This is a genomic window from Paracoccus actinidiae (assembly GCF_030863885.1).
Lineage (GTDB): Bacteria > Pseudomonadota > Alphaproteobacteria > Rhodobacterales > Rhodobacteraceae > Paracoccus > Paracoccus everestensis.
This window is the reverse complement of the sequence record NZ_CP132956.1, coordinates 453,640-479,763: the sequence shown is the minus strand read 5'-3', so window position 1 is coordinate 479,763 and position 26,124 is coordinate 453,640. Positions and strand designations below refer to the sequence as shown.

The 26,124-nt window shown below is 66.3% G+C and carries 25 protein-coding genes; 18 read left to right on the top strand and 7 right to left on the bottom strand.

What is annotated here, in order from left to right; all coding sequences use genetic code 11:
- Positions 1 to 13: 13 nt before the first annotated feature.
- Positions 14 to 595, bottom strand: coding sequence for a Smr/MutS family protein (locus Q5701_RS02395; protein WP_306753560.1), 582 nt, complete (start codon positions 593 to 595; stop codon positions 14 to 16).
- On the bottom strand, positions 595 to 1,251 hold the full coding sequence (locus Q5701_RS02390) for a Tim44/TimA family putative adaptor protein (RefSeq protein WP_234855870.1): 657 nt from the start codon (positions 1,249 to 1,251) through the stop codon (positions 595 to 597). Before Q5701_RS02390 ends, Q5701_RS02395 begins: the two co-directional genes overlap by 1 nt.
- Positions 1,252 to 1,359: 108 nt before the next feature.
- Here Q5701_RS02390 and Q5701_RS02385 point away from each other — a divergent pair, with 108 nt between their 5' ends.
- Genes Q5701_RS02385 through Q5701_RS02375 form a run of 3 tightly spaced genes read left to right on the top strand, consistent with a single transcriptional unit; the run spans position 1,360 to position 3,082 of the window.
- A complete protein-coding gene (locus Q5701_RS02385) occupies positions 1,360 to 1,893 on the top strand; it encodes an FxsA family protein (RefSeq protein WP_306753559.1) in 534 nt (177 codons plus the stop codon).
- 58 nt (positions 1,894 to 1,951) lie between these two features.
- Positions 1,952 to 2,467: a protein-export chaperone SecB gene (gene secB, locus Q5701_RS02380; RefSeq protein WP_306753558.1), complete on the top strand. Its 516-nt coding sequence runs from the start codon at positions 1,952 to 1,954 to the stop codon at positions 2,465 to 2,467.
- A gap of 6 nt (positions 2,468 to 2,473) precedes the next feature.
- Positions 2,474 to 3,082 carry an HD domain-containing protein gene (locus Q5701_RS02375; protein WP_306753557.1) on the top strand — a complete coding sequence of 203 codons (609 nt, stop codon included), beginning with the start codon at positions 2,474 to 2,476 and terminating at the stop codon, positions 3,080 to 3,082.
- 42 nt (positions 3,083 to 3,124) lie between these two features.
- Here the strand turns inward: Q5701_RS02375 and Q5701_RS02370 are convergent, their stop codons facing one another.
- The 3 genes from Q5701_RS02370 to Q5701_RS02360 all read right to left on the bottom strand — a co-directional run bounded on the left by Q5701_RS02370 (position 3,125) and on the right by Q5701_RS02360 (position 4,771).
- Positions 3,125 to 3,436: an H-NS histone family protein gene (locus Q5701_RS02370; RefSeq protein ID WP_306755514.1), complete on the bottom strand. Its 312-nt coding sequence runs from the start codon at positions 3,434 to 3,436 to the stop codon at positions 3,125 to 3,127.
- Between the two features lie 76 nt (positions 3,437 to 3,512).
- Entirely contained in the window at positions 3,513 to 4,073 is a 561-nt protein-coding gene (locus Q5701_RS02365) for an ActR/PrrA/RegA family redox response regulator transcription factor (RefSeq protein ID WP_234854529.1), read from the bottom strand.
- A gap of 68 nt (positions 4,074 to 4,141) precedes the next feature.
- Positions 4,142 to 4,771 carry an SCO family protein gene (locus tag Q5701_RS02360; protein ID WP_306753554.1) on the bottom strand — a complete coding sequence of 210 codons (630 nt, stop codon included), beginning with the start codon at positions 4,769 to 4,771 and terminating at the stop codon, positions 4,142 to 4,144.
- Between the two features lie 36 nt (positions 4,772 to 4,807).
- Between Q5701_RS02360 and Q5701_RS02355 the strand changes: the two genes are divergently transcribed.
- Positions 4,808 to 6,175: an ActS/PrrB/RegB family redox-sensitive histidine kinase gene (locus Q5701_RS02355; RefSeq protein WP_306753553.1), complete on the top strand. Its 1,368-nt coding sequence runs from the start codon at positions 4,808 to 4,810 to the stop codon at positions 6,173 to 6,175.
- A gap of 61 nt (positions 6,176 to 6,236) precedes the next feature.
- Positions 6,237 to 7,811, top strand: coding sequence for a PAS-domain containing protein (locus tag Q5701_RS02350; protein ID WP_306753551.1), 1,575 nt, complete (start codon positions 6,237 to 6,239; stop codon positions 7,809 to 7,811).
- A 5-nt stretch (positions 7,812 to 7,816) separates the two neighbouring features.
- On the opposite strand, the gene Q5701_RS02345 is transcribed toward Q5701_RS02350, so the two are convergent.
- Positions 7,817 to 8,464 carry a GntR family transcriptional regulator gene (locus Q5701_RS02345; RefSeq protein ID WP_234854523.1) on the bottom strand — a complete coding sequence of 216 codons (648 nt, stop codon included), beginning with the start codon at positions 8,462 to 8,464 and terminating at the stop codon, positions 7,817 to 7,819.
- 265 nt (positions 8,465 to 8,729) lie between these two features.
- Here Q5701_RS02345 and Q5701_RS02340 point away from each other — a divergent pair, with 265 nt between their 5' ends.
- The 13 genes from Q5701_RS02340 (at position 8,730) to Q5701_RS02280 (ending at position 25,179) form a co-directional block, all read left to right on the top strand.
- Entirely contained in the window at positions 8,730 to 9,962 is a 1,233-nt protein-coding gene (locus tag Q5701_RS02340) for an NRAMP family divalent metal transporter (RefSeq protein WP_306753548.1), read from the top strand.
- A 10-nt stretch (positions 9,963 to 9,972) separates the two neighbouring features.
- Positions 9,973 to 10,740, top strand: coding sequence for a LamB/YcsF family protein (locus Q5701_RS02335; protein WP_306753547.1), 768 nt, complete (start codon positions 9,973 to 9,975; stop codon positions 10,738 to 10,740).
- Positions 10,740 to 11,522: a putative hydro-lyase gene (locus tag Q5701_RS02330; RefSeq protein WP_306753546.1), complete on the top strand. Its 783-nt coding sequence runs from the start codon at positions 10,740 to 10,742 to the stop codon at positions 11,520 to 11,522. The genes Q5701_RS02335 and Q5701_RS02330 overlap by 1 nt, the downstream gene beginning before the upstream one ends.
- A 2-nt stretch (positions 11,523 to 11,524) precedes the next feature.
- Positions 11,525 to 13,066 carry a 5-oxoprolinase subunit B/C family protein gene (locus tag Q5701_RS02325; RefSeq protein WP_306753545.1) on the top strand — a complete coding sequence of 514 codons (1,542 nt, stop codon included), beginning with the start codon at positions 11,525 to 11,527 and terminating at the stop codon, positions 13,064 to 13,066.
- Positions 13,063 to 14,835 carry an acetyl/propionyl/methylcrotonyl-CoA carboxylase subunit alpha gene (locus tag Q5701_RS02320; RefSeq protein ID WP_306753544.1) on the top strand — a complete coding sequence of 591 codons (1,773 nt, stop codon included), beginning with the start codon at positions 13,063 to 13,065 and terminating at the stop codon, positions 14,833 to 14,835. Before Q5701_RS02325 ends, Q5701_RS02320 begins: the two co-directional genes overlap by 4 nt.
- A 222-nt stretch (positions 14,836 to 15,057) precedes the next feature.
- Positions 15,058 to 16,932, top strand: coding sequence for a TRAP transporter large permease (locus tag Q5701_RS02315; RefSeq protein WP_306753542.1), 1,875 nt, complete (start codon positions 15,058 to 15,060; stop codon positions 16,930 to 16,932).
- 34 nt (positions 16,933 to 16,966) lie between these two features.
- Complete coding sequence (locus Q5701_RS02310; RefSeq protein ID WP_306753541.1) at positions 16,967 to 17,983, top strand: TRAP transporter substrate-binding protein; 1,017 nt, start codon at positions 16,967 to 16,969, stop codon at positions 17,981 to 17,983.
- Positions 17,983 to 18,771 (top strand): IclR family transcriptional regulator, encoded by a 789-nt coding sequence (locus Q5701_RS02305; protein ID WP_306753540.1) that lies wholly within the window; start codon positions 17,983 to 17,985, stop codon positions 18,769 to 18,771. The genes Q5701_RS02310 and Q5701_RS02305 overlap by 1 nt, the downstream gene beginning before the upstream one ends.
- Positions 18,768 to 19,937 (top strand): acetyl-CoA acetyltransferase, encoded by a 1,170-nt coding sequence (locus Q5701_RS02300; protein WP_306753539.1) that lies wholly within the window; start codon positions 18,768 to 18,770, stop codon positions 19,935 to 19,937. Before Q5701_RS02305 ends, Q5701_RS02300 begins: the two co-directional genes overlap by 4 nt.
- Positions 19,934 to 21,511 carry an acyl-CoA synthetase gene (locus tag Q5701_RS02295; RefSeq protein WP_306753538.1) on the top strand — a complete coding sequence of 526 codons (1,578 nt, stop codon included), beginning with the start codon at positions 19,934 to 19,936 and terminating at the stop codon, positions 21,509 to 21,511. The genes Q5701_RS02300 and Q5701_RS02295 overlap by 4 nt, the downstream gene beginning before the upstream one ends.
- Positions 21,508 to 22,344, top strand: a complete 837-nt coding sequence (locus Q5701_RS02290; RefSeq protein ID WP_306753537.1) for a PCC domain-containing protein — start codon at positions 21,508 to 21,510, stop codon at positions 22,342 to 22,344. Before Q5701_RS02295 ends, Q5701_RS02290 begins: the two co-directional genes overlap by 4 nt.
- Complete coding sequence (locus tag Q5701_RS02285; RefSeq protein ID WP_306753536.1) at positions 22,341 to 23,123, top strand: SDR family NAD(P)-dependent oxidoreductase; 783 nt, start codon at positions 22,341 to 22,343, stop codon at positions 23,121 to 23,123. The genes Q5701_RS02290 and Q5701_RS02285 overlap by 4 nt, the downstream gene beginning before the upstream one ends.
- Positions 23,124 to 23,379: 256 nt before the next feature.
- The gene (locus Q5701_RS02280; RefSeq protein WP_306753535.1) at positions 23,380 to 25,179 is read left to right on the top strand and encodes a peroxidase family protein; all 1,800 of its coding nucleotides are present in this window, start codon (positions 23,380 to 23,382) and stop codon (positions 25,177 to 25,179) included.
- On the opposite strand, the gene Q5701_RS02275 is transcribed toward Q5701_RS02280, so the two are convergent.
- On the bottom strand, positions 25,160 to 26,080 hold the full coding sequence (locus Q5701_RS02275; RefSeq protein ID WP_306753534.1) for a LysR family transcriptional regulator: 921 nt from the start codon (positions 26,078 to 26,080) through the stop codon (positions 25,160 to 25,162). The two genes, Q5701_RS02280 and Q5701_RS02275, sit on opposite strands and share 20 nt — an antisense overlap.
- Between the last annotated feature and the right edge of the window lie 44 nt (positions 26,081 to 26,124).

The following is a 26,124-nucleotide window of genomic DNA, read 5'->3' as shown; positions in this document are numbered from 1 at the left end:
GTGCAATCCCGTCCTAGGGGCTGCGGCGCAGATAGACGTAATAGGCGCCCTCGCCGCCATGGCGGTAATGGGCTGCCGTGACCTGCTGGACGACGGGGGCCAGGGGCTGCATATGCAGCCAGTGCGGCACCTGGTGGCGCAGGGCGCCGGGACGGGTGGGCAGCGGACCGTGATCGCCCCGCCCCTTGCCGGTAATCACCAGGACCAGCCGCCGCCCCTGGACATGGCTGGACAGGATAAAGCCGATCAACTGGGGATGGGCAGCAGCCAGCGTCATTCCGTGCAGATCCAGCCGCGCCTCGGGTGCCAGCTTGCCCTGCGCCATGCGGCGGTGGGTCTTGTGATCCATGCGCAGCGGTTGCTGGGTCAGGCGCTGCGCGGGACTTGGGGAATGCGGCAAAGGCGCAGGCCGCGCCGCAGCCATCTGGCCGATGGTGAAATCCGGCAAGGGCGCGCGCAGCATGACGGGCTTGGGGACCGGGCGCAGTTCGGGGTCGATGGGCTTGGGACGTTCGGGATGCATCGGCGCGGCGCTGCGGGCGACGCGCGACCACAGTTCGCGGTCCTCGGGGGTCAGGCCCCGGCGCCTGGCCATCAGCCGGTCGCGACCAATTGCCAGTTCGGGTCGTCCTGGCCCATGCGGCGGGCAAAGGTCCAGGTGTCGCGCTGCTTGCGCGCGGCCTTGGGATCGCCCTCGACGACATTGCCCGCTGCATCGCGCGTCGCGGCGATCAATTCGCCCACGAAGCGCACAGAAACCTCGGCCATGCCGGTGGCCGGATCGTATTCCGCCCCCGTCAGGGCAGTTTCGCGGGTGCCGATATATTGCGCCGTCACCGTGTGGCCATTGGCGGCGCGGGCGTCGATGACCGACTGGAAGGCCTGCGCCACGGGTTCGGCCAGAAACATCCTGACATCGGACAGATCGCCGCGTTCAAAGGCCATCAGGATCATCTCATAGGCCGATTTGGCGCCGTTGAGGAAATCCATCACGCCAAAGGACGGCTCGGCCGTCTTCATCGCCGCCAGGGCACGGGCCGTCTGGCTGCCTGCCTCGGCATGGTCCAGAATGTCGTGGTCGGCTTCGTCGGGCGTACCCTCGATCACGTCGAAGCGCGGGCGGGGCGCGTCGGGCGCATCGACCTGGGGAGGCTCGTATCCGCCGCGCGTGCCCAGGACATTGCGCAGCCTTAGGATAAGGAAAATCGCGATCCCGGCCAGGACAAGCAACTGCAACAGCGGGTTGTTCATACGATTGGCCTCATATCCATCTTGGCTGGTATCTGCGATCTGGGTCATTATGTAGGGACCGGACCGGGGCAAGTCCAGTTGTCCCCGGACCTGGAAGGGGGAATCCGCATGAGGATGTTGTGGCTGTTCGCGTTGCTGCCGATCGTCGAGATCGCGCTGTTCATCCAGGTGGGCGGTTGGATCGGGGTTTGGGCAACGCTGGGTCTGGTGGTGCTGGCGGCGGTCGCGGGCGTGGCGGTGATCCGCAGCCAGGGCACCCAGGCCTGGATCCGGGCGCAGCGCAGCCTGGCCGAAATGCGCGATCCGTCCCGTCCCCTGGCCCATGGCATGATGCAGATCCTGGCGGGTGCGCTGTTGATCGTGCCGGGTTTCTTCACCGATTTCGTTGCGCTGCTGCTTTTGATCCCGCCGGTGCGTGATCTGATCATGCGTCGCGCCACCCGGCGGGTGCGTGCCGGGACCGTTCACATGGCCCGGCGCGAAACGCATCGCCCGCCTTATGCCGACGGGGTGATCGACGCGGATTACGTGGTCGAGGACACGCCCCCCGCCCGCAGCCCGCGCCCGCCCCTGGATTTGCCCGAGGATCTGTCGGGCGATGGCCCGTCGCGGCCCGGCAATTCCGGCTGGACGCGGCATTGAGGCCGTGGCCCGCGCCTGATAGAACGCGGATCAGGATCCCATCCTTCAAGGAAAACCCATGGCCGACGAAACCACCCCCAACGGCGCGGCGCCCGCAGCGCCCCAGGTGAAAATGCAGATCCTGGCGCAATATATTCGCGACCTGTCCTTCGAGAACGCGGTGGCGACCAAGGGCGCCCCCCAGGGCGAGGTTCAGCCCGAGATCACCGTTCAGGTCAGCCTGGATGCCCGCAAGCGCGCGGGCGACAACCAGTACGAGGTGATTTCCAAGTTCCGCATCACCTCGACCAACAAGGGCGATAACTCCACCTTGTTCCTGGCCGAGCTGGACTATTGCGGGGTTTTCCTGATCGAGGGCGTGCCCGAGGATCAGATGCATCCCTTCCTGATGATCGAATGTCCGCGGATGCTGTTCCCCTTTGTGCGGCGCATCATTTCGGACGTGACGCGCGACGGCGGCTTTCCGCCCTTCAACATGGATCCGGTCGATTTCGTGGCGCTGTATCGCCAGGAACTGGCGCGCCGGGCGCAAAGCCAGCAAACGGGCGCGCCTGCGGATCAGCGGCTGTCCTGACGGGCCATGGCCGCCCGACCGCGCCGGGCCTGGCAGCGGATGCTGTCGGGCCGGCGTCTGGATCTGCTGGATCCGACGCCCCTGGACATCGAGATCACCGACATCGCGCATGGCCTGGCCTTCGTGGCCCGCTGGAACGGCCAGACAATCGGCGACTGGCCTTATTCGGTCGCCGAACATTCGCTGCTGGTGGAAGACATTCTGGCCCGGCTTAATCCAGACATTGAAACCTGCTGGCGGCTGGCCGCGCTTTTGCACGATGCGCCCGAATATGTGATCGGGGACATGATTTCCCCGGTCAAGGCCGCGCTTGGCGCGGAATATGGCCGGATGGACGAACGGCTGGCCGCCGCCATCCATCGCCGCTTCGGCCTGCCTGCGGTCTTGCCAGGAACAATAAAGAAGAAAATAAAGGCAGCCGACCGGATTTCAGCCCGGTTGGAGGCCGTTCAAATCGCCGGTTTCACCGAATCCGAGGCGCGGCGTTTATTTCCGCTGCAAAATGACGCGATTATGTCCGTATTGCACATTCGATTAAGGCCCCCTGCCCAGGCAAGGGCGGCTTTCCTGGACCGCTTCAGCGTGCTGATGGAGACAGCCGGCAGCCCGGCCTGACAAAGGCCGCCCGATTCGGGGCGGCCTTTTTCAAAACAACGGTCAGATCAGCAGGTCGTCCAACTGCTTGCCGCCTTCCAGGTTCTCTTGAACCCAACGGGGTTTGCGTCCCCGCCCGGTCCAGGTCATCGTCGGATCGCTGGGATTGGCGTATTTCGGAGCAACTGTGCCGGAACGGCGGGGCTTTGCGCCAGTCAGTTCGGCCAGATTGAAACCATGCTCGCGCGCGGCTCCTTCGATGGCGGCCAATGCCTCGCGGCGTTTCCGATCTTCATAAGAATTAATCGCGCGGTCCAGTTTTCCCCGAAGATCACGCAGATCCTTAAGCGTCATCGTGTCGAGATCTAAGTTCATTTTGTTTGCATCCACATTGAATTACTAAATCGCAATTTGATGCAATTCAGTTTCAATTACAAGATAGCCAAATGTCTTAACGCGGCCCTCTTTTGGCAAGAATACGCTGAAGGGTGCGGCGATGCATATGCAACCGGCGGGCCGTTTCGCTGACATTGCGGTCGCATTGTTCGTAAACGCGTTGAATATGTTCCCATCTTACTCGGTCCGCGGACATCGGATTATCGGGTGGCGGGGGCAGGGATTCCCCACTGGACAGTAACGCAGACGTTACGTCATTTGCGTCGGCAGGCTTTGCCAGATAATCGGTCGCGCCCATTTTCACGGCAGCCACTGCGGTGGCAATAGCGCCATATCCCGTCAGCACGATAATGCGCGCGTCTTCCCGCAAATCCCGCAGTGCCTCGACCACGTCCAGGCCGTTGCCGTCTTCCAGCCGCAGATCGATCACCGCATAAGCGGGCGGCTGGCTGCGGATCATCGACAGGGCATCGGCCACGCTGACGGCGGTTCGCGTGGCAAAGCCGCGCTTTTCCATCGCGCGGGCCAGCCGGGTCACGAAGATTTCGTCGTCATCCACCAGAAGCAGCGACGGATCGGGGCCTGGATTGATCCGGGCAGTGGTTTCGTCTTCCATGACGCGGCTCGTCCCAGTTTGCGTAAACGGCAACAGTGCCGCAAGCCGGGGACGGGGGCAATCACTTCTCAGCCAAGCGCGTCCACGAAGCAGCCGACGCGTTCCGCCATGATCTCGGGCGGGGTGTCGCGGTTGAAGAAATCGACGGTCTTGTTTCCGGGCAGGACCAGATAGGTGTTGGTCATGTGATCGACCAGGTAATAGTCCTCGTCTTCCTCGTCATTGGCCTTGTAGTAATTCCGCCAGCCCTTGTTGACGGCGGCGATTTCCTCCTCGGATCCGGTCAGGCCGATCATGTCGTCGGAAAACAGGCTGGTGAAATCGGCGACCACTTCGGGCGTATCGCGCTTGGGATCGACGGTGACGAAGACCGTCTGCACGTCCTTGCCTTGTTCGGCCAGCAAGGTCGCGGCCTCGGCATTGCGGGCGCTGTCCATCGGGCAGACATCGGGGCAGAAGGTATAGCCGAAATACAAAAGCGACGGCTTGGCGAAGACCTGCTGGGCTGTGACGCGCTGCCCATCCTGACGAGTCAGGGTAAAATCGGTGCCAAATGCGTCCATGCCGCCCGCCACCGCGCTGCCGCCGCATCCGGCGAACTGGTCACCCGCCTGGCGCGTGGCCAGCCAGGCGCCCCCCGTTCCCAGCAGGGCCAGGGCTGCCACGGTTCCGATCAGCAGGATCTTGCGGTCGGCCATGATCAAACTCCATTCATCGCGCGCAAATGCGGCGCATTGATCGCCCATCCGGCCCCGCGTATCAAGGTCCGCATCGTCGCACCCCGGTTTCCCATGCCCGACCCGATCTTTCCTCCCTCCGGTCCCGTTTCTCAGGCCGAGCCGATCCGGATGCGGACCCTTGTCCTGCTGCGGTGGTTCGCCATTGCCGGGCAGATGGCGGCGGTGGTGGTCGCGTATCTGATGGGCATCGGTTTCGCGATCCTGCCGGTCCTGGCGCTGATTGCCGCCGCCATTGCCATGAACCTGTGGCAGGGGCTGTCGCCGCCGCGCCGCACCTCGGCCCGGTTGGCGGTGGTGCATCTGACATTCGACGTGATCCAGATTTCCGCGCTGATGGCGCTGACCGGGGGTCTGGCCAATCCCTTTGCCCTGCTGGTCCTGGCGCCGGTGACGGTGGCCGCAACATCGCTGGACTCGCGCCAGACGGTCATGCTGGGCACGGCAACGGTGATCCTGATTTCACTGGCATCGCTGTTCGGGCTGCCCTTGCTGGACAGCACGGGGCGGGAACTGGTGCTGGCGCCGATCCTGGCGCTGGGGCATTGGGCGGCACTGGTGATCGGGGTGGTGTTCTTTGCGGGATACGCCCACCGGGTCACGGCGGAATTGCAGGCAACCTCGAACGCACTGTTCGCGACGCAGATGGCCTTGGCGCGCGAACAGCGCCTGCAACACCTGGGCGGCGTCGTCGCGGCGGCCGCGCATGAAATGGGCACGCCGCTGGCCACCATCAAGCTGATCGCGGCCGAGCTTGCGGACGAGCTGGACGACCGCCCCGAATTGCAGGCCGATGCCATCGCGCTGCGCGATTCGGCGGTGCGTTGCGGGGAAATCCTGCGCAGCATGGGGCGGGCGGGCAAGGACGACCTGCACCTGCGCGCAGCCCCCCTGCGCACCGTGCTGGAGGATGCGGCCGAACCCCATGCGGGACGCGGCCCGGCGGTGGAAATCCGCGCCGAGGGACCGGAAATCCGGCGCGACCCGGCAATCATCCACGCATTGCGCAACCTGATCCAGAACGCAGTCGATTTCGCGGCCCATCGGGTTGTGATCGAATCGCAAACCGGCAACGGCTGGCTGGCGGTGACGATCCGTGACGACGGTCCCGGCTATCCGCCTACCCTGCTGGCGCGGATCGGCGATCCTTATCTGACCAGCAAGCGTGGCGGGGCGCAGCGCGAAGGCTATGATGGCATGGGCTTGGGCCTGTTCATCGCCAAGACCCTGCTGGAACGGTCGGGCGCGCGGCTGGATTTCAACAACGGCGGTCCGGGCGCGGTCGTCACCGTCCGATGGCCGCTGGACCGGATCGCCGCCGACGCGCGCGCGCCCTTGGGCGACAATCCCGCATGGGTGCCGTGACGTTTTAACTGTTCGTTAAGCCCGTTCGCTTTATGGTTGTCCAAACGCGAAGGAGCTGTGGATGTCCCTGCACGGTATCGGGCTGGTCTTGCTGGCGGTCCTGACGGGCACCGTCTCGGTCCTGCTGGCGATCGCGGCCTTGCGGTGGTGGGACTGTGGCCCGGGGCGGCGCGGGCCGCGCCTGCCGCAGGGCCTGGACAGCAGCCTGAAGCCGATGGTGCTGTTGTTCCGCGATCAGCAGCTGGTCGATGCGACGCCGCCCGCGCGCGCGCTGCTGGACCGCATTTCCGCGCCCGAGGGCGAATGGACGCGCCTGTTGCAATGGATCGGCCCCCGCTTTCCCGAGGCCATCGATGGGCTGGGGCGGATCGACCGGGCGGGGCGGTTCGAATGTCTGGGACAGTCCGGCACCGGCAGCGCGACCCTGCGCCTGCTGGTGGAACAGATCGATCCGGGCCTGCTGCGCATCACCATCACCGATCCCCAGGCCGAATATGCGGGCATCATCGTCGATTCCATGTCCCAGCAGGCGATGGAGGAGGAACTGGACCTGCTGCGCCGGTCCCTGGACCAGACGCCCATGCTGGTCTGGCGCCAGGACGCAGAGGAACGGGTGACCTGGGCAAATGCCGCCTATCTGCGCCGGGCCGAGGGGCAGTCGGACGAACCCATCGGCTGGCCCCTGCCGCGCCTGCTGGATTCGCCGCGCCCGGTTCCCGGCGCCGGCACGCGGACCCGGCGGGCATCGCTGAACCAGAACGGCGCGGTGTCCTGGTACGACTGCCACAGCCACCAGGTGGGCGACCAGACGATGATGTTCGCCCTGCCCGCCGATGCCGCGGTGCGCGCCGAACGATCCTTGCGCGAATTCGTCCAGACCCTGACCAAGACATTCGCCGACCTGCCCATCGGCCTGGCGATCTTCGACCGGCAGCGGCATCTGCAATTGTTCAACCCGGCGCTGATCGACCTGACCAACCTGCCCACGGGCTTCCTGACCGCGCGGCCCACGTTGTTCGACCTGCTGGACAAGCTGCGCGAATTGCGGATGGTCCCCGAACCCAAGGATTTCCGAAGCTGGCGCCAGCGGATGAGCAATCTGGAAAGCTCGGCCGCCACCGGCCATCATGTCGAGGAATGGTCCTTGCCGGGCGGCCAGACCTATCGCGTGACGGGCAGGCCGCATCCCGACGGCGCGGTGGCCTTCCTGTTCGAGGATATCACCTCCGAGATGAGCCTGACCCGCAAGTTCCGGGCCGAACTGACCCTGGGCCATGCCATCCTGGACAACCTGGGTGACGCCGTGGCGGTCTTTGGTCCCGAGGGGCAGGTGGTCATGTGCAACCGCGCTTATCGCGACTTGTGGCCCAACGGTTCCAGCAGCTTGTCCGATGCGGTTTCCTGCTGGCAGCCCCAGGGGGAACCCAGCGCGGGGGTCGAGGCACTTGGCGCCCGGCTGACCCAGCCCGAATCCGGCCTGCGCGACAGCGGCCTGATGGCCGGTCCGCAAGGGCAGCTGCTTGGCTGGACGGTGACGAAGCTGGGTGCCGGACGGCAGATGGTGCGTTTCCGCCTGCCCGATCCCGCCGCCCCGTCGCAGGCGGATGATCAGCCATTGCTGGCAAGCGCAGGCTGACGCACTCAGCCCAACCGCGCAAAGGCTGCCAGGACCACGCGTTCCGATTCGTCCAGATAAGCCGCCAGCATTGCCGCCGCCTGTGCCTGTTCCCCCTGCATCAGCAGGTCCAGGATCTGGCGGTTCCGGTCGATATAGGGTTCGTGCAGCCGTTCGGGGCTGTCCAGCAGGCCAAAGGCCAACCGCATTTCGGCGATGATCCGGGCAAAAAAGCCTTGCAGGCGGGCGCTGTCGGTCAGGGCCACGATGGCGGCATGGAATTCCATGTTCGCGCTGCCCACAGCGCGCCAATCCTGCGCCTCGCGCGCGGCGCGGGCCTTTTCGACGGCACTGTGCATCTGTGCCACCGCCTCGTGCCGGGGCCAGGCATGGGCCAGGGCAGGCACCTCGATCAGGCGGCGGACGCGATAGATATCGACAATGCTTGCCATGGACGGCACGGCCACGAAGACGCCCCGGTTGGGTTCATGGCGCAACAAGCCTTCGCGCGTCAGCAGGCGGAAAACCTCGCGCAGGGTATTGCGGGACACGCCCAGATCGGCGGCCAGCCGGGTTTCCGACAGCCGCTGGCCCGGCGGCAAGGCGCCCCCGGTGATGTCGTTTCGCAAACGCGATGCCGTTTCCTCGGCCAGGCCCAGCGGGTCCGTGATCATTGTCTGTCCCTGTTCATTGCCGCAGGATGGCCGGGCAGGACGTGACAGGCAAGCCGGACAGGAACCGATCGCGGTCTTTCCCATGCCTTTGAAAGAACAACATCCAGGACTTCTGCCGAGCCATCAGGCAATTACAACCTTTTACAATGGTTTTTTGTTCAACAATTACCTGCAAAATGTCAATTAATCGTTGACAGCTTGTCACACTGCATTCACCTTTTCTTCATTCCGACACCGACCCTCGCTTGCAGCAGGAGCATGACTGATGAGTGCAACAGCCGTTCCCTCGGCCGCCAATGCCACCCTGCGGGGCGGGTTGCTGGCGGCGATCTTCCTGATGGCGACATCGGCCATCGGGCCGGGCTTCATCACGCAGACCGCGACCTTCACCGCCAAGCTGGGGGCGGCCTTCGCCTTTGCGATCCTGGCCTCGATCCTGATCGACTTCGTGGTGCAGTTGAACATCTGGCGCATCACCGCCCTGACCCGCAGGAATGCGTCGGAAACCGCCAATGCCGCCATCCCCGGTTCGGGCTATCTGCTGGCGGTGCTGGTGATGGTCGGCGGCCTGGCCTTTAACGTGGGCAACATCGCGGGCGCGGGCCTGGGGATGAACGCCATGTTCGGCCTGGACCCCAAGATCGGCGGCGCGATTTCCGCCCTGCTGGCCATCGGCGTGTTCCTGTCTAAACGCGCCGGCCTGCTGCTGGACCGGTCGCTGATCGGTCTGGGCATCCTGATGATCGTGATGACGCTGATCGTGGCCGTCACCTCGAACCCGCCGGTGGGCGATGCGATGCGCCAGACGATCTTTCCCGATGTGATCGACTTTCCCACCATCACCACTATCGTCGGCGGAACCGTGGGCGGATACATCACCTATTCCGGCGCGCACCGTTTGCTGGACAAGGGCTTGGTGGGCGAGGAAAACCTGGCCGCCGTCACAAAGGCCTCGCTGACCGGGATCGCCGTCACGGGCGTCATGCGCTTCGTGCTGTTCCTGGCGATCCTGGGCGTCGTCGCCTCGGGCGTGACGCTGGATCTGTCCAGCCAGGCGGCGAACCCCGCCGGTCAGGCCTTTGCCGCGTCGCTTGGCAACTGGGGGATGCGGATCTTCGGCGTGGTCCTGTGGGCTGCGGCGATCACGTCGGTCATCGGGGCGGCCTATACCTCGGTCAGCTTCCTTGTGGCCTTCATGGAGATGACCGACCGCAGCCGCAACATCGCCACAGTGATCTTCATCGCCGTGTCGCTGGCGGTGTTCATCACCATAGGCACCGCACCCGCAGCCCTGCTGGTCTTCGTAGGCGGCTTCAACGGCTTGATCCTGCCCATCGGTCTGACGATCTTCACCTATGTGGGATTTGCGCGGTCGGATCTGATGGGCGGGCACCACTATAACCGTCCGCTGCTGATCCTCAGCGCCATTGTCTGCGCGCTGACCTGGTACATGGGCTACAGATCCATCGGCCCGATCTTCGCCTTCCTGAGCCTTTGAGGGGGAACCCATGCGCACTATCGACCTGAACAGCGACCTGGGCGAGGGCTATGGCGCCTGGACCATGGGCGACGACACCGCGATGCTGGGCATCGTCAGTTCCGCCAATGTCGCCTGCGGCTTCCATGCGGGCGATCCGCTGACCATCCGCGCCACCGTCGATGCGGCGGCGGCGCAGGGCGTGGCGGTGGGGGCGCATGTGTCCTACCCTGACCGGGTGGGGTTTGGACGCCGTCCGATGGACGTGACCCCGGCGGAACTGACCGCCGACGTGATCTATCAGATCGGCGCGTTGCAGGGCATTGCGCGGGCGGCGGGAACGCGGGTCACCTATGTAAAGCCGCATGGCGCGCTGTATAACACCATCGCCAACGACGCCCGCCAGGCTGACGCCGTGATCGCGGCGATCAGGGAAATCGACCCCTCGCTGGTGCTGATGGCGCTTGCCGGGGCGCCGATCCTGGCCCGCGCCGCCGATGCAGGTCTTGCCACCGTGGCCGAGGCTTTCGGCGACCGCGCCTATACGCCGGACGGCCAGCTTGTGTCGCGCCGGGAAAAGGGCGCGGTGCTGCATGACGCCGATGCCGTGGCCGCCCGGATGCTGCGGCTGGCCACCGAAGGCGTGATCCAGGCCATCGACGGATCGGTCCTGCATCTGCAGGCCGACAGCATCTGCGTGCATGGCGACAGCGCCGGTGCGGTGGACATGGCGCGGCGCATCCGCGAGGAACTGGTCGCGGGCGGCGTCACCATCGCCCCCTTCGCGGGGGCTGCCTGATGCGTCCCGACGTGGAAACCGCCCGCGCCGCCCGGCTGGCCTGCCGCGAAACGGTCGCGCCAACGGCGGGCATGGCGCCGGGCTTTACCCAGTGCAACATGATCTCTCTGCCCCGCGACTGGGCCTGGGATTTCCTGCTGTTCGCGCAGCGCAACCCCAAGCCTTGCCCGGTCCTGGACGTGACCGACCCCGGCAGCCACCACACCGCGCTTGCCCCTGGCGCGGATCTGCGCACCGACATTCCGCTGTATCGCGTCTGGCGCAACGGCGTGCTGACGGATGAGGTCGCGGATGCGACCCAGACCTGGGCCGAGCGTCCCGACCTCGTGACCTTCCTGATCGGCTGTTCCTTCACCTTCGAGACGCCCTTGCAGGCGGCGGGGATCGAGGTGCGCCATATCGCGCAGGGCTGCAACGTGCCGATGTTCCTGACGAACCGCCCCTGCCGCGAGGCAGGCCGGTTGCACGGGCAGATGGTGGTGTCGATGCGCCCCATCCCGGCGGACCGGGTGGCGGATGCCGCGATGATCACCGGCCGCTTCCCGGCGGTCCACGGCGCGCCAGTGCATATCGGCGCCCCCGAGGCGCTTGGTATCGCCGATCTGTCGCGGCCCGATTTCGGCGATCCGGTGGAAATCCGCGACGGCGAGGTTCCGGTCTTCTGGGCCTGCGGGGTGACGCCGCAGGCGGCGGTGATGGCCTCGAAACCGCCTTTCGCGATCACCCATGCGCCGGGGCATATGTTCGTCACCGACATCCCCGACAGCCAGTGGCAGGTGTGACGATGCGCTTTCTTCCCGTCGGGCCGCGCACGCTGCTGGTCGAACTGGCCGATCTGGACGAAACGCTGGCGCTGTTCGACGCGTTGGGGGCCGATCCGGTGGATGGCGTGGCCGAGATCATCCCCGCCGCGCGCACGCTGATGGTCCGCGTGGCACCCGGATATGCCGCCGACGGCGCCCTTGCCGGGCAGATCATGGCGCGCCAGCCTGCACCCGGCACGATCCGCCAGGAAGGCCCGGTCGAGACGGTCGAGATTCCCATGACATATGACGGCCAGGATCTGGCCGATGTAGCGGCGCACATGGACCTGACCGTGGCCGAGGTGATCGCCGCCCATCAGTCCGCCACCTGGGCCGTGGCCTTTTGCGGCTTCGCGCCGGGCTTTGCCTATATGACGGGCGACGACCCGCGCTTCGACCTGCCCCGCCGCCCCGCGCCGCGCACGCGGATCCCGGCGGGATCCGTGGCGCTTGCGGCGCGGTTCTGCGGCATCTATCCGCAGGACACGCCGGGCGGCTGGCAACTGATCGGCACGACACGGGTGCCGATGTGGGATCTGTCCCGCGACCCGCCCGCCCTGCTGCGCCCCGGTGTCCGCGCGCGCTTTGTGGAAGGCGTAGCCCAGGTCCACCCCTCGGTCGCGGTCCCAGAGCCCCAGGGGCGCCCCGCGCTGACCGTTGTGCAAACGGCCTTTCCCATCGTCTTCCAGGACGAAGGCCGTCCGGGACAGGGCGGACAGGGGGTCTCGGCATCCGGGGCCTTGGACATGGGCGCGCTGCGCCGGGCCAATCGCGCGGTCGGAAACCCTTCGGACGCGCCGGTGCTGGAAATCACCCTTGGCCCGGTGCGGCTGCGGGCGGAACAGCCGGTGACGCTGGCGCTGACCGGCGCCGCGCAGGCGGTGGTGGCGGGGCATCCCATGCCCACGACCTTTGCGCTGGATCGCGGGGACGAGGTTCTGATCCCGCCCCCCGCCTTTGGGATGCGCAGCTATCTGGCGCTGCGGGGCGGATTTGACGTGGCCCCGGTGCTGGGATCGGCTGCGACCGATACGCTGGCCTTCGTCGGCCCCGAGGCGCTGACCAATGGCGCACGCTTTTATGCCGCGAACAAACCCGCCATCGCTATTGCCGCGCCCGAGGATCAGCCCTTGCTGCCCAAGCCGGGTGACATCGTGGAACTGCCCGTGACGCTTGGCCCCCGCGCGGACTGGTTCACGCCCGGGATGATCCAGCATTTCCTGTCGCAGGACTGGCTGGTCACGCCGCAATCGTCCCGCGTGGGCATCCGCCTGGAAGGCACCCCGGTGACCCGCAGCGACGCGCGCGAACTGCCGTCCGAGGGCACGGAAACCGGCGCCATCCAGATCCCCCATTCCGGCCAGCCGGTGCTATTCCTGGCCGACCATCCGCTGACCGGCGGCTATCCGGTGATCGCGACCCTGCTGCCGTCCGCGCTGGATTTGGCAGGCCAGATCCCCCATGGCGCGCGCGTCCGATTTACCGCCGCCACCCCCTTTCACGACATAAAGGTCCAGCCATGACCCTTTTCGCCACCGGCCCGACCCTGCCCCTGGACCGCCTCCTGATCGCCAATCGGGGGGAAATCGCCGTCCGCATCATCCGCGCCTGCCGCGACGAAGGCATCCAGACCGTCGCCGTCTATGCCGATGCCGACCGCGATGCGCCCTTCGTGGCGATGGCCGACCAGGCCTTTGCGCTTGGAGGGAACAGCCCGGCGGAAACCTATCTGGACGGCGGCAAGATCATCGCCATTGCGCAGCGAGCCGGTGCCCATGCGATCCACCCCGGCTATGGGTTCCTGTCGGAAAACGCGGGCTTTGCCCAAGCTGTGCAGGATGCGGGCCTGATCTGGATCGGCCCCGACCCCGCTGTCATCACCGCCCTTGGCGACAAGATCGAGGCCCGCCGCATCGCCGAAGCCGTGGGCGCCCCCTTGGTCGCGGGCACCCCCGGCCCGGTGGAAACGCCCGCCGACGCCCTGGCCTTTGCGCGCGAACACGGGTTGCCCATCGCCATCAAGGCGGCCTTCGGCGGCGGCGGGCGCGGCATGAAGGTCGCCTGGCGGCTGGAGGAAGTGGAGGAGTTGTTCCAATCCGCCACGCGCGAGGCGCTGACCGCCTTCGGTCGCGGCGAATGCTTCATCGAGCAGTTCCTGGACCGTCCCCGCCATGTCGAGGCGCAGGTGCTGGCCGACAAACACGGCACCGTCAAGGTGATCGGCACGCGGGACTGTTCCCTGCAGCGCCGCAACCAGAAGCTGGTCGAGGAAGCGCCCGCGCCCTTCCTGACCGACGAACAGCGCCAGCGCATCCATGACAGCGCGCGGGCGATCTGCGCCCATGCGGGATACAGCGGCGCGGGAACGGTGGAATACCTGCTGTCGGCCAACGGCACGATTTCCTTCCTCGAGGTGAACACGCGCCTTCAGGTCGAACATCCCGTGACCGAGGAAACCACCGCCATCGACCTGGTGCGCGGCATGATCGCGGTCGCGCGGGGCGCGAAGCTGGCCGACGACACGGTGCCCGTCCCGCGCGGTCATTCCATCGAATTCCGCATCAATGCCGAGGATGTGGGCCGCGGTTTCCTGCCCACGCCCGGCCCCGTGGACCGCTTCGACACGCCCGCTGGTCCCGGCATTCGCCTGGACAGCGGCGTGGTCGCGGGATCGGTGATCCCCGGCAGCTTTGATTCGATGATGGCCAAGCTGATCGTGACCGGCGCCACCCGCGCCGAGGCCGTCGGCCGCGCCCGCCGCGCCTTGGCCGAGTTCCGCATCGAGGGCGTGGCATCCGTCCTGCCCTTCCACCGTGCGGTGGTCGAGGCCGACGAATTCCTGGCCGAGGGGGGCGCATTCGGCGTCCATACCCGCTGGATTGAAACCGACTTCGCCGACCGCTTGGCCCAGGTCGCCGCCCCTCATGCCCGCGTGACCCCGGCGGGTGGCGCACCCCTGCTGCGCCTTGCCATCGAAATCGACGGCAAGCGCCACGAACTGGGCCTGCCTGCCGGGATCATGGCGGCAACCTCCCTCGGTCTTGCGCCCGGCCCCGCGCCCGATGCCGCGCCAGAAGCGGACGATGCCACCGTGACCGCCCCCGTTCCCGGCACCCTGACCGCCTGGCAGGTCGATGACGGCGCAACCGTCGAACCCGGTCAAGTCATTGCCGTGATGGAGGCGATGAAGATGGAAACCCGCGTCGAGGCTCATCGGACGGGCCGCATCAGCCAGATCGCCGCCCCGGGCGACGTGCTGGCCTTTGGCGCCCCTCTGGCCCGGATCGACTGAACCAAGGTTCTGCGGCGATGTCTGCGTTTGAAGAAAGACAGTTCCGTAATATGGAATGACTGGAAAATCGGCTGTAGAAGATAGCTTGTCCACAAGGTATTTTTTTGTTGCCAGCCATGCAAAGATCACTTTATCCCTGATTCCAAAAGGGCGACAGCGCATCCACATCGTGGACGTGCAACGGTGGAGGGGCCGTTTCGCCAAGGGACCGGGGGACGACGGATGCACCATACCGAGGCGCAGGACGCCGAACTTGCGCTTGGCGGGATCGAGGCGCTGTCCGAGCCCAAGCGCGCGGAACGCTGGATGCGCCCGGTGGAAATCGCCGCCGCGGGCTTGCTGGTGGCGATGATCGTCACGGTTCTGGCCAATGTCTTTTTCCGCTATGTCCTGGCGAAACCCCTGATCTGGGGGGACGAGGTCGCATCGATCAGCTTCATCTGGATGGCGATGCTGGGCGCGGCCCTGGCGGTGGACCGGCACGAACATATGCGCCTGACGGTGTTTCTGCCGCTGCTGCCCGACCGGCTGGCCCGCACCCTGGAAATCGCCGGCAGCGTGCTGGTCTGCGTGCTGCTGGTCCGGCTGTTTCCCGTGGCTGTCGAATATGCCTATGAGGAATCCTTCGTCACCTCGCCCGCCTTGCAACTGCCGATGTCCTGGCGCGCATCGGCCTTGCCTGCGGGCATCGGGCTGATGGCGCTGTTGATGGTGCTGTCGGTCGTGCGCACCCGCGAATGGGCGGTGATCCTTGGCACGCTGGCCGTGGCGGGGCTGCTGGTTGCGGCACTGTGGTTCGCCAAGCCAAGCATCCTCGCCTTTGGCAACTGGAACCTGCCACTGTTCCTGGGCCTGTTCGCGGGCGGGCTGCTGGCCGTAGGCGTGCCCATCGCCTTCTGCTTTGCGCTTGCCACGCTGGGATACCTGACCTTTGCCACCAATGCCCCGATCTTCGTGATGATGGGCCGCATCGACGAGGGAATGTCGTCGCTGATCCTGCTGTCGGTGCCGGTCTTCGTACTGCTGGGCTGCATCCTGGATGCGACCGGAATGGGCCGGGCCATCGTGGGCTTTCTGGCCTCGCTGTTCGGCCATGTGAAGGCCGGGATGAGCTATGTCCTGCTGGGGTCGATGTTCCTGGTGTCCGGGATTTCCGGGTCGAAAGTGTCGGACATGGCGACCGTGGCGCCCGCGCTGTTTCCTGAAATGCGCCGCCGGGGCCATTCCGCCCCCGAAATGACCGCCTTGTTGGCAACCGGCGCGGCGATGGCCGATACCGTGCCGCCGTCCATCGTGCTGATCGTGCTGGGATCGGTCGCGGGCGTGTCCATCGCCGGGCTGTTCACCAGCGGCTTTGCCATCGCCATGGTGCTGCTGGTGGTGCTGGCCGTGCTGGCGCGCTGGAAGGCGCGGGGCGAGCGGATGGAGGGGGTGCGCCGCGCGCCGCTGAACGTGATCGGCAAGACCGCCCTGATCGCGGCCCCCGCCCTGGTGCTGCCCTTCATGATCCGCAGCTTGGTCGGCGGCGGCGTCGCCACCGCGACCGAAGTGTCCACCATCGCCACGCTTTACGCCTTTATCATCGGCGCGATCCTTTATGGCGGCATTCCCCTGAAGCGGGTGGGCGGGATGCTGGTGGAAACCGCCGCCATGTCGGGGGCGATCCTGCTGATCCTGGGGGCAGCGTCGTCCATGGCCTGGGCGCTGACGCAATCGGGCTTTGCACGCGACCTGATGACGCTTGTGACCGGCCTGCCGGGCGGCTGGGTGGTCTTCATGCTGGCATCCATCGCGATCTTCCTGATCCTGGGCTGCGTGCTGGAAGGCCTGCCCGCCATCGTGCTGCTGGCGCCGATCATGTTCCCCATCGCGCGCGGCCTAGGGATCCACGACATCCATTACGCCATGGTGATCGTCACGGCGATGAACATCGGGCTGATGGCCCCGCCGATCGGCATCGGCTTCTATATCGCCTGCAAGATCGCCAATGTGCCCGCCGAACAGGTCATGGCGAAGATCTGGCCCTATCTGGCCGCGCTGATGGTGGGCCTGCTGGCCATCGCTGCCGTGCCCTGGTTCTCGACCGCATTGCTGTAAACCGTTGCTTGATACCTCAGGGAGGAGGAATTTCATGAGCATTACCCGCCGCACGATCCTGCTGGGCGCCGCCGCAGGCGCGCTTGCCACGCCGTTCATCCGGGTCCGCCCGGCCATGGCCGCCGAATTCAGCTATAAGCTGGCCAACAACCAGCCACTGGACCACCCCAGCAACATCCGCTTGGCCGAGGCGCAGAAGGCCATCCTGGAAGCCACCGGCGGCCGGTTCGACCTGCAGATCTTCCCGTCGAACCAGTTGGGCGCGGATACGGACGTGCTGGGCCAGTTGCGCTCGGGCGGGGTGGACTTCTTCCAGCTGTCGCCGATCATCCTGTCCACGCTGGTCCCCAACGCATCCATCAACGGCGTGGGCTTTGCCTTCCCCGATTACGACACCGTCTGGAAGGCCATGGACGGCGAGCTGGGCGCCTATGAGCGCGGCCAGATCGAAGGCGCGGGCCTGGTGGTGATGGAGAAGATCTGGGACAACGGCTTCCGCCAGATCACCTCGTCCACGAAACCCATCGCGACGCCGGCCGACCTGGAAGGCTTCAAAATCCGCGTGCCGGTCAGCCCGCTGTGGACATCGCTGTTCACGGCCTTCGGGTCCGCCCCCGCGTCGATCAACTTTGCCGAGGTTTATACAGCCCTGCAGACCGGCATCGTGGACGGTCAGGAAAACCCGCTGGCGATCATGAAGGTCGCGAAATTGTGGGAGGTGCAGAAGTACTGTTCCATGACCAACCATATGTGGGACGGCTTCTGGATGCTGGGCAACCGCCGGTCCTGGGGCGCCCTGCCCGAGGACGTGCAGCAGGCCGTGGCCGACAACTTCAACGCCGCCGCCATGAAGCAGCGCGAGGACATCGCCCAGATGAACGGTTCGCTGCGCGGCGAGCTGGAAGCCAACGGCTTCGTCTTCAACGACGCCGATCCCAAGGCCTTCGAGGACAAGCTGCGCGAAGCAGGCTTCTATGCCGAATGGAAGAAGACCTATGGCGACGAGGCCTGGGCCATCCTGGAAGCCGCGATCGGGCGGACCTTGGCCTGATGCGTGACGGCGCGGCCCCCCCGGATACCGGCGGGACGCAGGCGGTGGCGCGTGCGCTGTCGCTGTTGTCGCTGGTCGGGCGGGGCGGCGCGCAAGGCTTGGGGCTGGCGCAGATCGCGGCAGCCTCGGGTCTTGCACGGCCCACGGCGCGGCGGCTGCTGCTGGCGCTTGGCGCGGCGCGGATGGTCGAACAGGATCGGGACACGCGCCGCTATCACCTGGGGCCCGAAACCTATCTGTTGGCGGGCTTTGCCACGGAACGTCACGGCATCCTGCATCACGCCCGCGACAGCATGGTCAGGCTGGCGCGGGACACCGGCGACACGGTCCTGCTGACCGTGCCGCAGGACGACCATACCCTGTGCCTGGAACGGATCGAAGGCGATTTCCCGGTCCGCACCCATGCCCTGATGCGGGGCGACCGCAAGCCTGCGGGCGTCGGCGCGGGGGCGCTTGCGATGCTGGCCGCCCTGCCAAAGGCGGAGGCGGCGGCGCTGCTGGACCGCGTGGCGCCGCTGGTGGGCGAGTGGATGTCCGGCCTGCAAGAGGATCTGGCCCATGCCCGTGCCCAGGGCCACGCACTGAATCCAGGCCGCATCGTGGCGGGTTCCTGGGGCCTGGGGGTTGCGATACCCTGGCCAGACGGGCGGCCTGCGGGGGCACTCTCCATTGCCGCCATCGAAAACCGCATGACCCCGGCGCGGCAGGCCGATCTTGCCGCCGCGTTGCACCGCGAGGCGGCGGTGATTGCCGCCAGCCTTGCCGACCTTGAAAGGAACACCGCATGACCGATCCCCTGATCGTCGGCTGGGCGCATACCAAATTCGGCAAGGCCGAGGCGCCCGACACCATGGCCCTGATGGCCGAGGTGGCCCTGCCCGCCCTGGAACACGCAGGGCTGGCGCCCGATGCCGTGGATGGCATCTTCACCGGCGTCTATAACAACGGCTTCCAGCGCCAGGACTTCCAGGGCGCGTTGGTCGCGATGGGCAGCCCGGAACTGGCGGGCGTGCCCTTCATGCGCACGGAAAACGCCTGCGCCACCGGTTCCGCCGCGCTCTACGCTGCCGCCGACTTCATCGCATCCGGGCGCGGCAAGGTGGCCCTGGTGATCGGGGCGGAAAAGATGACCGCCATTCCCATCGCCGATGTCGGCGGCGTGCTGTTGTCGGCCAGCTTCGTGGCCGAGGAAGGCGACACCCCCGGCGGCTTCGCGGGCGTCTTCGGGCGGATCACCGACAGCTATTTCCAGCGAAACGGCGACCGGTCCGAGGAACTGGCCATGATCGCCGCCAAGAACCACGACAACGGCACGCGCAATCCTTACGCGCATATGCAGAAGGCCTTCGACATCGCGTTCTGCAACACGCCGTCCGACAAGAACCCGCTGGTCGCGGGGCCGCTGCGGCGCACCGATTGTTCGCTTGTCTCGGACGGGGCGGCGGCGATCGTGCTGGCCGCGCCCGAGGTGGCCGAGACCCTGGCCCGCGCCATCCGCTTCCGCGCCCGTGCGCAGGTGGGCGATATGCTTGCCCTGTCGCGCCGCGACCCGACCGAGTTCGCGGGCGCGCATCGCGCCTGGGGCAAGGCGCTGGATCAGGCGGGACTGGCGATCACCGACCTGTCGCTGGTCGAGACCCACGACTGCTTCACCACCGCCGAGATGATCGAGTACGAGGCGATGGGCCTTGCCCCGCGCGGCCAGGGCTGGCGGGTGATCCGCGAAGGCACGACCCGCATGGACGGCACGCTGCCCGTGAACCCTTCGGGCGGGCTGAAATCGCGCGGCCATCCCATCGGGGCGACCGGCGTGTCGCAGCACGTGATGGCCGCGATGCAGCTGACCGGGGACGCGGGCGCGATGCAGGTGCCGGGCGCCGAACTGGCGGGCGTCTTCAACATGGGCGGCACCGCCGTCGCCAATTACTGCTCGATCCTGGAACGAGAGAAATGACCGATCCCGCTAGCGGGCTGGCGCCTGTCTCCACCCGCGTGATGAACCTTGCGACCTTCCTGGCCCAAGCCGCGCGGCGCGATCCGGACGGCGTGGCCCTGGTGATGGGCGATACCCGCTGGACTTGGGCGGAATGGAATGCCCGCACCGACGCCCTGGCCCACGCGCTGCAAACGCGGTTCGGGTTGCAAAAGGGCGACCGGGTGATGTGCCAGTCGCAGAACTGCATGGAAATGATGCAGGCGATGTTCGCCGTCTGGCGGGCGGGCGGGGTGTGGGTGCCCGCCAACTTCCGTCAGACGCCGGATGAGGTGGCCTATCTGACGCAGGCATCCGGCGCGACGCTCATGTTCTGCAACGCGGGCTTCCCGGATCACGCGGTGGCCTGCGGCGTGACGACGCTGGCCTTCGGGCAGGCGGATTTCGGGCCGGACGTGACAGCGATCACCGCCGAACACATGGGCCAACGCCCGCAGGTGGCCCCGGTGAACCGTGACGATCCCTGCTGGTTCTTCTTCACGTCCGGCACCACAGGGCGACCCAAGGCGTCCGTCCTGACCCACGGCCAGATGGCTTTCGTGGTCACGAACCACTTGGCCGACCTGATGCCGGGGCTGACGGCCGAGGACGCATCACTGGTGGTGGCGCCCTTGTCGCATGGCGCGGGGGTGCATCAACTGACCCAGGTGGCCCGGGGGGTAAAGACCGTCCTGCTGCCCAGCGAACGCTTCGACGTGGCGCAGGTCTGGGATCTGGTGCGCGAATGGCGCGTTTCCACCATGTTCACCGTGCCCACAATCCTGAAGCTGCTGGTGGAACATCCCTCGACCGCGCAGGCCGACACGTCCTCGCTGCGCTATGTCATCTATGCAGGCGCGCCGATGTACCGGGTTGACCAGCAGAAGGCGCTGCGGACACTTGGCCCGGTGCTGGTCCAGTATTTCGGCCTGGGCGAGGTCACGGGCAACATCACCGTCCTGCCCGCCCACCTGCACCAGGCCGAGGACGGCCCCACGGCCCGCATCGGCACCTGCGGCCATGCCCGCACCGGGATCGAGATCCAGATTCAGAACGATGGGGGCCATGAAGTCGCGCCGGGCGAGACGGGCGAGATCTGCTGCATCGGCCCCGCCGTCTTCGCGGGCTATTACAACAACCCGGACGCCAACGCGAAATCCTTTCGCGACGGCTGGTTCCGCACGGGCGATCTGGGCCACATGGATGAACAGGGCTTCGTCTATATCACCGGGCGGCAGTCGGATATGTTCATCTCGGGCGGGTCCAACGTCTATCCGCGAGAAATCGAGGAAAAGATCCTCACCCATCCCGCCATCTCCGAGGTCGCGGTGCTGGGCGTCCCCGACCCCCTGTGGGGGGAAATCGGCTGGGCGGTCTGCGTGGCCAACGCCCCCGTGGCCGAGGAGGATCTGGCCATCTTCCTGGACGGCAAGCTGTCGCGATACAAGATGCCCAAGCGGTTCCTGTTTTGGGACAGCCTGCCGAAATCGGCCTATGGCAAGATCACCAAGAAGATGATCCGCGAGGAACTGGAAGCCCGCGGCATGATCGCATGAGCGATACCAAGGTTTCTGGGCGGATGATCCATCCCGGCCCTCGCGCGGCGGAACGCGCGGTGGCGGTGCCTGCGTCCCTGCGGCGGATTGGGGGCGTGCTGTCGGCCGGGCGGACGGTGATGACAGCGGTGGCGCGGCTGTTCGCGGATGCGGGCTGCAAGGGCGGCGTGGTCTGGCTGGACGGCGCAATCTGCGATCCGATGCGATATGTCCTGCCCGCGCCTTCGACCGACGGGATCCATGCGGCCTGGTATTCGGACACCCACGCCCCTGACGGCCCCGTGACCATCGAAAGGGCCACGGCCACGGTCGGCTGGAAGGACGGCGCCCCCTTCCTGCATTGTCACGGCACCTGGGGCGGGACGATGGGCCATCTTCTGCCCTTGGATTCGGTGCTGGCGGCAGATGCGCGGGTCAGCGGCATCGGCGCCCCCGATGCCTGGTTCGAGGCGCTGCCGGACGCGGAAACCGCCTTTACCCTGTTCACCCCGCAGGGCACCGGCACCGGCACCGGCCTGCTGGCCCGGATCGGGCCTGGCGAGGATGTGGTCACGGCGATTGAAACCTTGTGCGCCCGCCATGGCATCGCAGACGCCCGCCTACATGGCGTGGGCAGCATCGATCATATCCGTTTCACCGGTGGCAGCCGAATGGACTGCCATGCCACCGAACTGCGGCTGGACGGGGCTATGCTGGCCCAAGGCCGCGCCCATGTTCCTATCGAGGTCGTGGACATTGCAGGCACCATCATGCGCGGCACGCTGGAAAGGGGCCTGAACCCCGTCGGCGTGACGCTGGAACTGATCGTCGATATCGAAGGAACGGAAGAATGACGCAGGACGCCAAAGTCGCCATCGTGACCGGGGGTTGCCGGGGCATCGGCCTGGCCGCGACCGAGATTTTCCTGGAACAGGGCTGGCGCGTCGCCGTCGTCGACCGCGATGCCGAGGAACTGCACCGCACCTGCGACCCCATGGACAACGTCCTGCCGTTGGAAGCCGACATTTCCGACCCGCAAAGCGTCGATGGCGTGATCCGCACGGTTGTCGGCCAATGGGACCGCGTCGATGCCCTGGTCAACAACGCGGGCGTCGCGCTGTTTTCCCGCGCGAATCAGACCAGCTTCGAACAATGGCGCGAGGTCATGGCCACGAACCTGGACGGGGTGTTCCTTTGCACCCAGGCGGCGATCCCGGAACTGACGAAAACCCGGGGCGCCATTGTCAACATCGCCTCGATTTCAGGGCTGCGGGCGTCCACGCTGCGGGTGGCCTATGGCACGTCGAAGGCCGCCGTGATCCACCTGACCAAGCAATTCGCGGCCGAACTGGGCGAACACGGGATCCGCGTCAACTGCGTGGCCCCCGGCCCGGTCAGGACCAAGCTGGCCATGGCCGTCCACGCGCCCGAAATCATCAGCGCCTATTATGACGCCATCCCGCTGAACCGTTACGGCGAGGCGCGGGAAATCGCCGAGGCCATTGTCTTCCTGTGTTCCGACAAGGCCAGCTTTGTCAGCGGCCAGACCCTGGCCGTGGATGGCGGGTTCGACGCGACGGGCGTTGGCCTGCCTGCCCTGCGGCGCGAGGATGGGACAACGCGCGCGGTATAAACCTGCCGCATATCGGAAGCGCCTGAAATTATTCACAAAGCAATATAGAATATATCGTCTTCAAGGGCGATATATTCTTATCATTTATTCGTAGATTTAAATAAAGTTTAATGTTATTCATTTAACCCGGGATAGTCTTTCCGGGTTGAAACAAAACACTCCCTTGAATATCCCGTCAAACCGCAGCACTGCCGCGGCCCGTATGTTCGGTGCAAAGCCTTTGCGCCGGTGTGATCACGATTGCCTGGAGTTCAAGATGCTGTTCTCGCTCAGCCACGGAACGCGGATCGTCCAAGATGCCGCCGTCCCGCAGCCTGCCGCCCTTGAAGCCGCCCGTGCCGGCGGCGCGGCGGTCCTGGAAAACCCCGCCGCCCAACTGGAACGCCTGGATGTAAAGCCCTTGTCCGCCGTGGTGGACGGTGCGACCGATCTTGGACCCGAGGCGGGCAGCCTGCGGTCCATGTCCACCGCGCCGGGGGCTTTCCGATATCTGTTCCGCGACGCGCCCGGCCTGCCCGAAAGCCCCGCCACGCTGGCAGCCCTGGACCAGCTTGCCGACAGCATGGCCACCGAGGTCACCGGCCCCGGAGACGCTTCGCTGGCGCCGATCCTGACCTATTTCGGCCAGTTCATCGACCACGACATCACCGCAAACACCGACCGGGAGGTCGCGACCATTTCGGAAATCGCAGGCGACATCGCCCCCATGGACCGTGTCCAAGTCGAGGACAAGTTGGACAACCTGCGCGAAGGGACGCTGGCGCTGGACAGCCTTTACGGCGATTCGCCGGGCCAAGGGGCCTTTGCCACCAAGCTGGCGGGGCTGATGCGCCATCCGACCTTTACCGACAAGATGCGCCTGGGCGTGACCGCCGATTCTGGCGACGGACGCCCGCCCCTGCCCGCCGATCCTGCCGCCGACCTCCTGCGGCTGGGCTTTCTGATGGACCGGGGCGATATCACGGCGGCGGAACTGAACGCCCTGCCGGCGGATCTGCGCGCCAATTTCGTCGATGCCGACGGGCCGATCCGCACACGCGCCATCATCGGCGACGGGCGGAACGACGAAAACCTGCTGGTGGCCCAGCTGCACGTGGCCTTTTTGCGCCTGCACAACCGGATGGTGGATCTGGGCAACGATTTCGAGGAAGCCCGCCGCCTGACCCGCTTTCATTACCAATGGCTGGTGCTGAACGCCTTCCTGCCGTCGATCTGCGCGGGCGACGTGGTGGACGAGGTTCTGGCAACCGGCGCCCCGCTTTATGCGGAATTCCTGGCGGACAATCCGCCTGCGGATCCGGCCAAGATGCCAATGCCGTTGGAATTTTCCGTGGCGGGCTTCCGCTTCGGGCATTCGATGGTGCGCGGCGGCTATGACCACAACCGCTTCTTCGGGCGGGCCGTGGCGGGATCGGGGCAAATTGCGCCCTTTGCCAGCTTTGTCCAGTTGTTCCAGTTCACCGGCAGCGGCAAGATGCCCTCGCCCCTGACCGCCGATCCCAAGACGTCCCTGCCCGGCAACTGGGTGATCGAATGGGACCGTTTCGTCCATGCCGAAACTCCGCTGCGCTCGGCCCGCAGGATCGACACGCATCTGGCCCCGCCGCTGGATGACATGATCAACCAACCCGCCAACCCTGCGGTGATGAAGCGCCTTGCCAGCCGCAACCTGCGGCGCGGATACCGGCTGAACATCCCCTCGGCCCAAGGGGTGATCGAGGGGATCAATGCGACCGGCCTTTACCGCCCGATTCCCGTGCTGACACCGGAACAGGTATCCGAAGGGCGCGATTTCCTGACCGCCCCCGGCCTGGATGCCGCCACGCCCTTGTGGTTCTATGTGCTGCGCGAAGCCGAACTGGTCGGCGGCAACCACCTTGGCGCCCTGGGCAGCCACCTGGTCGCCAACACGCTGATCGGGCTGGTTGTCAACGACGCCGGTTCATACTGGAACGCCAAGATCGGCGGGCACCGCTGGTCGCCGCATCTGTTCCAGCCCTCGCAGCCCATCGACAGCCTCAAGGCGATGCTGCGGTTCACCGGGCTTCTGGCCTGATATCCACGGTGCCCTGGCCGAACTGATCGGCCAGGGCCTGCACCATCCGCCTGCCCAAGGGGCCGGGCCTGCGATGCGCGGGCCAGGCCACGACCACGGTGCGGACAGGGTGGAACTGCATATCCTCGCAGGTCAGGGCCACGACCTCGCCCCGCGCGATTTCGGCCTCGAAGGTGCGGCTGGCGGAAAAGCACCAGCCAAGGCCCGCCGTGACCATCGACTTGATGGATTCCACATCGTTCACCGTCCATACATCCGTCGAAAACAGCCGCCCCACCCGTTCCATGTCGATCTGCGGGGATCCGACATAGTATATCTGCCGTTCCCGGTCGAAGGCGCGCATGGCCAAGGGCTGCGGCAATCCCGCCAGCCGATGCCCTGCTGCGCAGACCGGACCCAGGGTTTCGGTTCCCAGGTGCCGGGCCGCGATGTCGGACGGGATCGCGGCGGCCAGCGTCAGGGCGAAATCGACATTGCCGTCCCGCAGGTCGTCCCACAGCGTCGCCAGCGACGAGTTGAAGAACTGGAACTGGGCATGGGGATGATGCGTCGCAAAGGCGCGCAGCGCGTCATTCAGGTCCGCGCGGGGAAACAGCACGTCGACCAAGACCCGCAGGCGCGTTTCCTCGCCCTTTTCCAGTGACTCGGCATGGGTGGTGAAACTTCGGGCGCGGTCCACGACGCTGCGCGCTTCGGCCAGCAGCACGCGGCCCCGTTCCGTCAGCTCGGCCCGGTTGGTGCCGCGTCCCAGCAGCGGAAAGCCGCATTGTTGTTCCAGTTGCGCCAGGGAATAGCTGACCGAGGAGATCGGCCGCCGCAATTCCCGGGCTGCCGCCGTCAGGCTGCCGTGGTCGGCGATGGCGCAAAAGGCCCGCAGGTGATCGACCAGATTCGGATGCACTTCAAGAATCCCGAAACAGTTTTGCCATTCTTTTCGGTTTACCC

What these genes read in the sequence shown, in the direction of transcription:
- Q5701_RS02395 (WP_306753560.1), bottom strand. Translation starts at nt 595, where the DNA reads ATGGCCAGGCGCCGGGGCCTGACCCCCGAGGACCGCGAACTGTGGTCG.
- Q5701_RS02390 (WP_234855870.1), bottom strand. Translation starts at nt 1,251, where the DNA reads ATGAACAACCCGCTGTTGCAGTTGCTTGTCCTGGCCGGGATCGCGATT.
- Q5701_RS02385 (WP_306753559.1), top strand. Translation starts at nt 1,360, where the DNA reads ATGAGGATGTTGTGGCTGTTCGCGTTGCTGCCGATCGTCGAGATCGCG.
- secB (WP_306753558.1), top strand. Translation starts at nt 1,952, where the DNA reads ATGGCCGACGAAACCACCCCCAACGGCGCGGCGCCCGCAGCGCCCCAG.
- Q5701_RS02375 (WP_306753557.1), top strand. Translation starts at nt 2,474, where the DNA reads ATGGCCGCCCGACCGCGCCGGGCCTGGCAGCGGATGCTGTCGGGCCGG.
- Q5701_RS02370 (WP_306755514.1), bottom strand. Translation starts at nt 3,436, where the DNA reads ATGAACTTAGATCTCGACACGATGACGCTTAAGGATCTGCGTGATCTT.
- Q5701_RS02365 (WP_234854529.1), bottom strand. Translation starts at nt 4,073, where the DNA reads ATGGAAGACGAAACCACTGCCCGGATCAATCCAGGCCCCGATCCGTCG.
- Q5701_RS02360 (WP_306753554.1), bottom strand. Translation starts at nt 4,771, where the DNA reads ATGGCCGACCGCAAGATCCTGCTGATCGGAACCGTGGCAGCCCTGGCC.
- Q5701_RS02350 (WP_306753551.1), top strand. Translation starts at nt 6,237, where the DNA reads ATGTCCCTGCACGGTATCGGGCTGGTCTTGCTGGCGGTCCTGACGGGC.
- Q5701_RS02345 (WP_234854523.1), bottom strand. Translation starts at nt 8,464, where the DNA reads ATGATCACGGACCCGCTGGGCCTGGCCGAGGAAACGGCATCGCGTTTG.
- Q5701_RS02340 (WP_306753548.1), top strand. Translation starts at nt 8,730, where the DNA reads ATGAGTGCAACAGCCGTTCCCTCGGCCGCCAATGCCACCCTGCGGGGC.
- Q5701_RS02335 (WP_306753547.1), top strand. Translation starts at nt 9,973, where the DNA reads ATGCGCACTATCGACCTGAACAGCGACCTGGGCGAGGGCTATGGCGCC.
- Q5701_RS02330 (WP_306753546.1), top strand. Translation starts at nt 10,740, where the DNA reads ATGCGTCCCGACGTGGAAACCGCCCGCGCCGCCCGGCTGGCCTGCCGC.
- Q5701_RS02325 (WP_306753545.1), top strand. Translation starts at nt 11,525, where the DNA reads ATGCGCTTTCTTCCCGTCGGGCCGCGCACGCTGCTGGTCGAACTGGCC.
- Q5701_RS02320 (WP_306753544.1), top strand. Translation starts at nt 13,063, where the DNA reads ATGACCCTTTTCGCCACCGGCCCGACCCTGCCCCTGGACCGCCTCCTG.
- Q5701_RS02315 (WP_306753542.1), top strand. Translation starts at nt 15,058, where the DNA reads ATGCACCATACCGAGGCGCAGGACGCCGAACTTGCGCTTGGCGGGATC.
- Q5701_RS02310 (WP_306753541.1), top strand. Translation starts at nt 16,967, where the DNA reads ATGAGCATTACCCGCCGCACGATCCTGCTGGGCGCCGCCGCAGGCGCG.
- Q5701_RS02305 (WP_306753540.1), top strand. Translation starts at nt 17,983, where the DNA reads ATGCGTGACGGCGCGGCCCCCCCGGATACCGGCGGGACGCAGGCGGTG.
- Q5701_RS02300 (WP_306753539.1), top strand. Translation starts at nt 18,768, where the DNA reads ATGACCGATCCCCTGATCGTCGGCTGGGCGCATACCAAATTCGGCAAG.
- Q5701_RS02295 (WP_306753538.1), top strand. Translation starts at nt 19,934, where the DNA reads ATGACCGATCCCGCTAGCGGGCTGGCGCCTGTCTCCACCCGCGTGATG.
- Q5701_RS02290 (WP_306753537.1), top strand. Translation starts at nt 21,508, where the DNA reads ATGAGCGATACCAAGGTTTCTGGGCGGATGATCCATCCCGGCCCTCGC.
- Q5701_RS02285 (WP_306753536.1), top strand. Translation starts at nt 22,341, where the DNA reads ATGACGCAGGACGCCAAAGTCGCCATCGTGACCGGGGGTTGCCGGGGC.
- Q5701_RS02280 (WP_306753535.1), top strand. Translation starts at nt 23,380, where the DNA reads ATGCTGTTCTCGCTCAGCCACGGAACGCGGATCGTCCAAGATGCCGCC.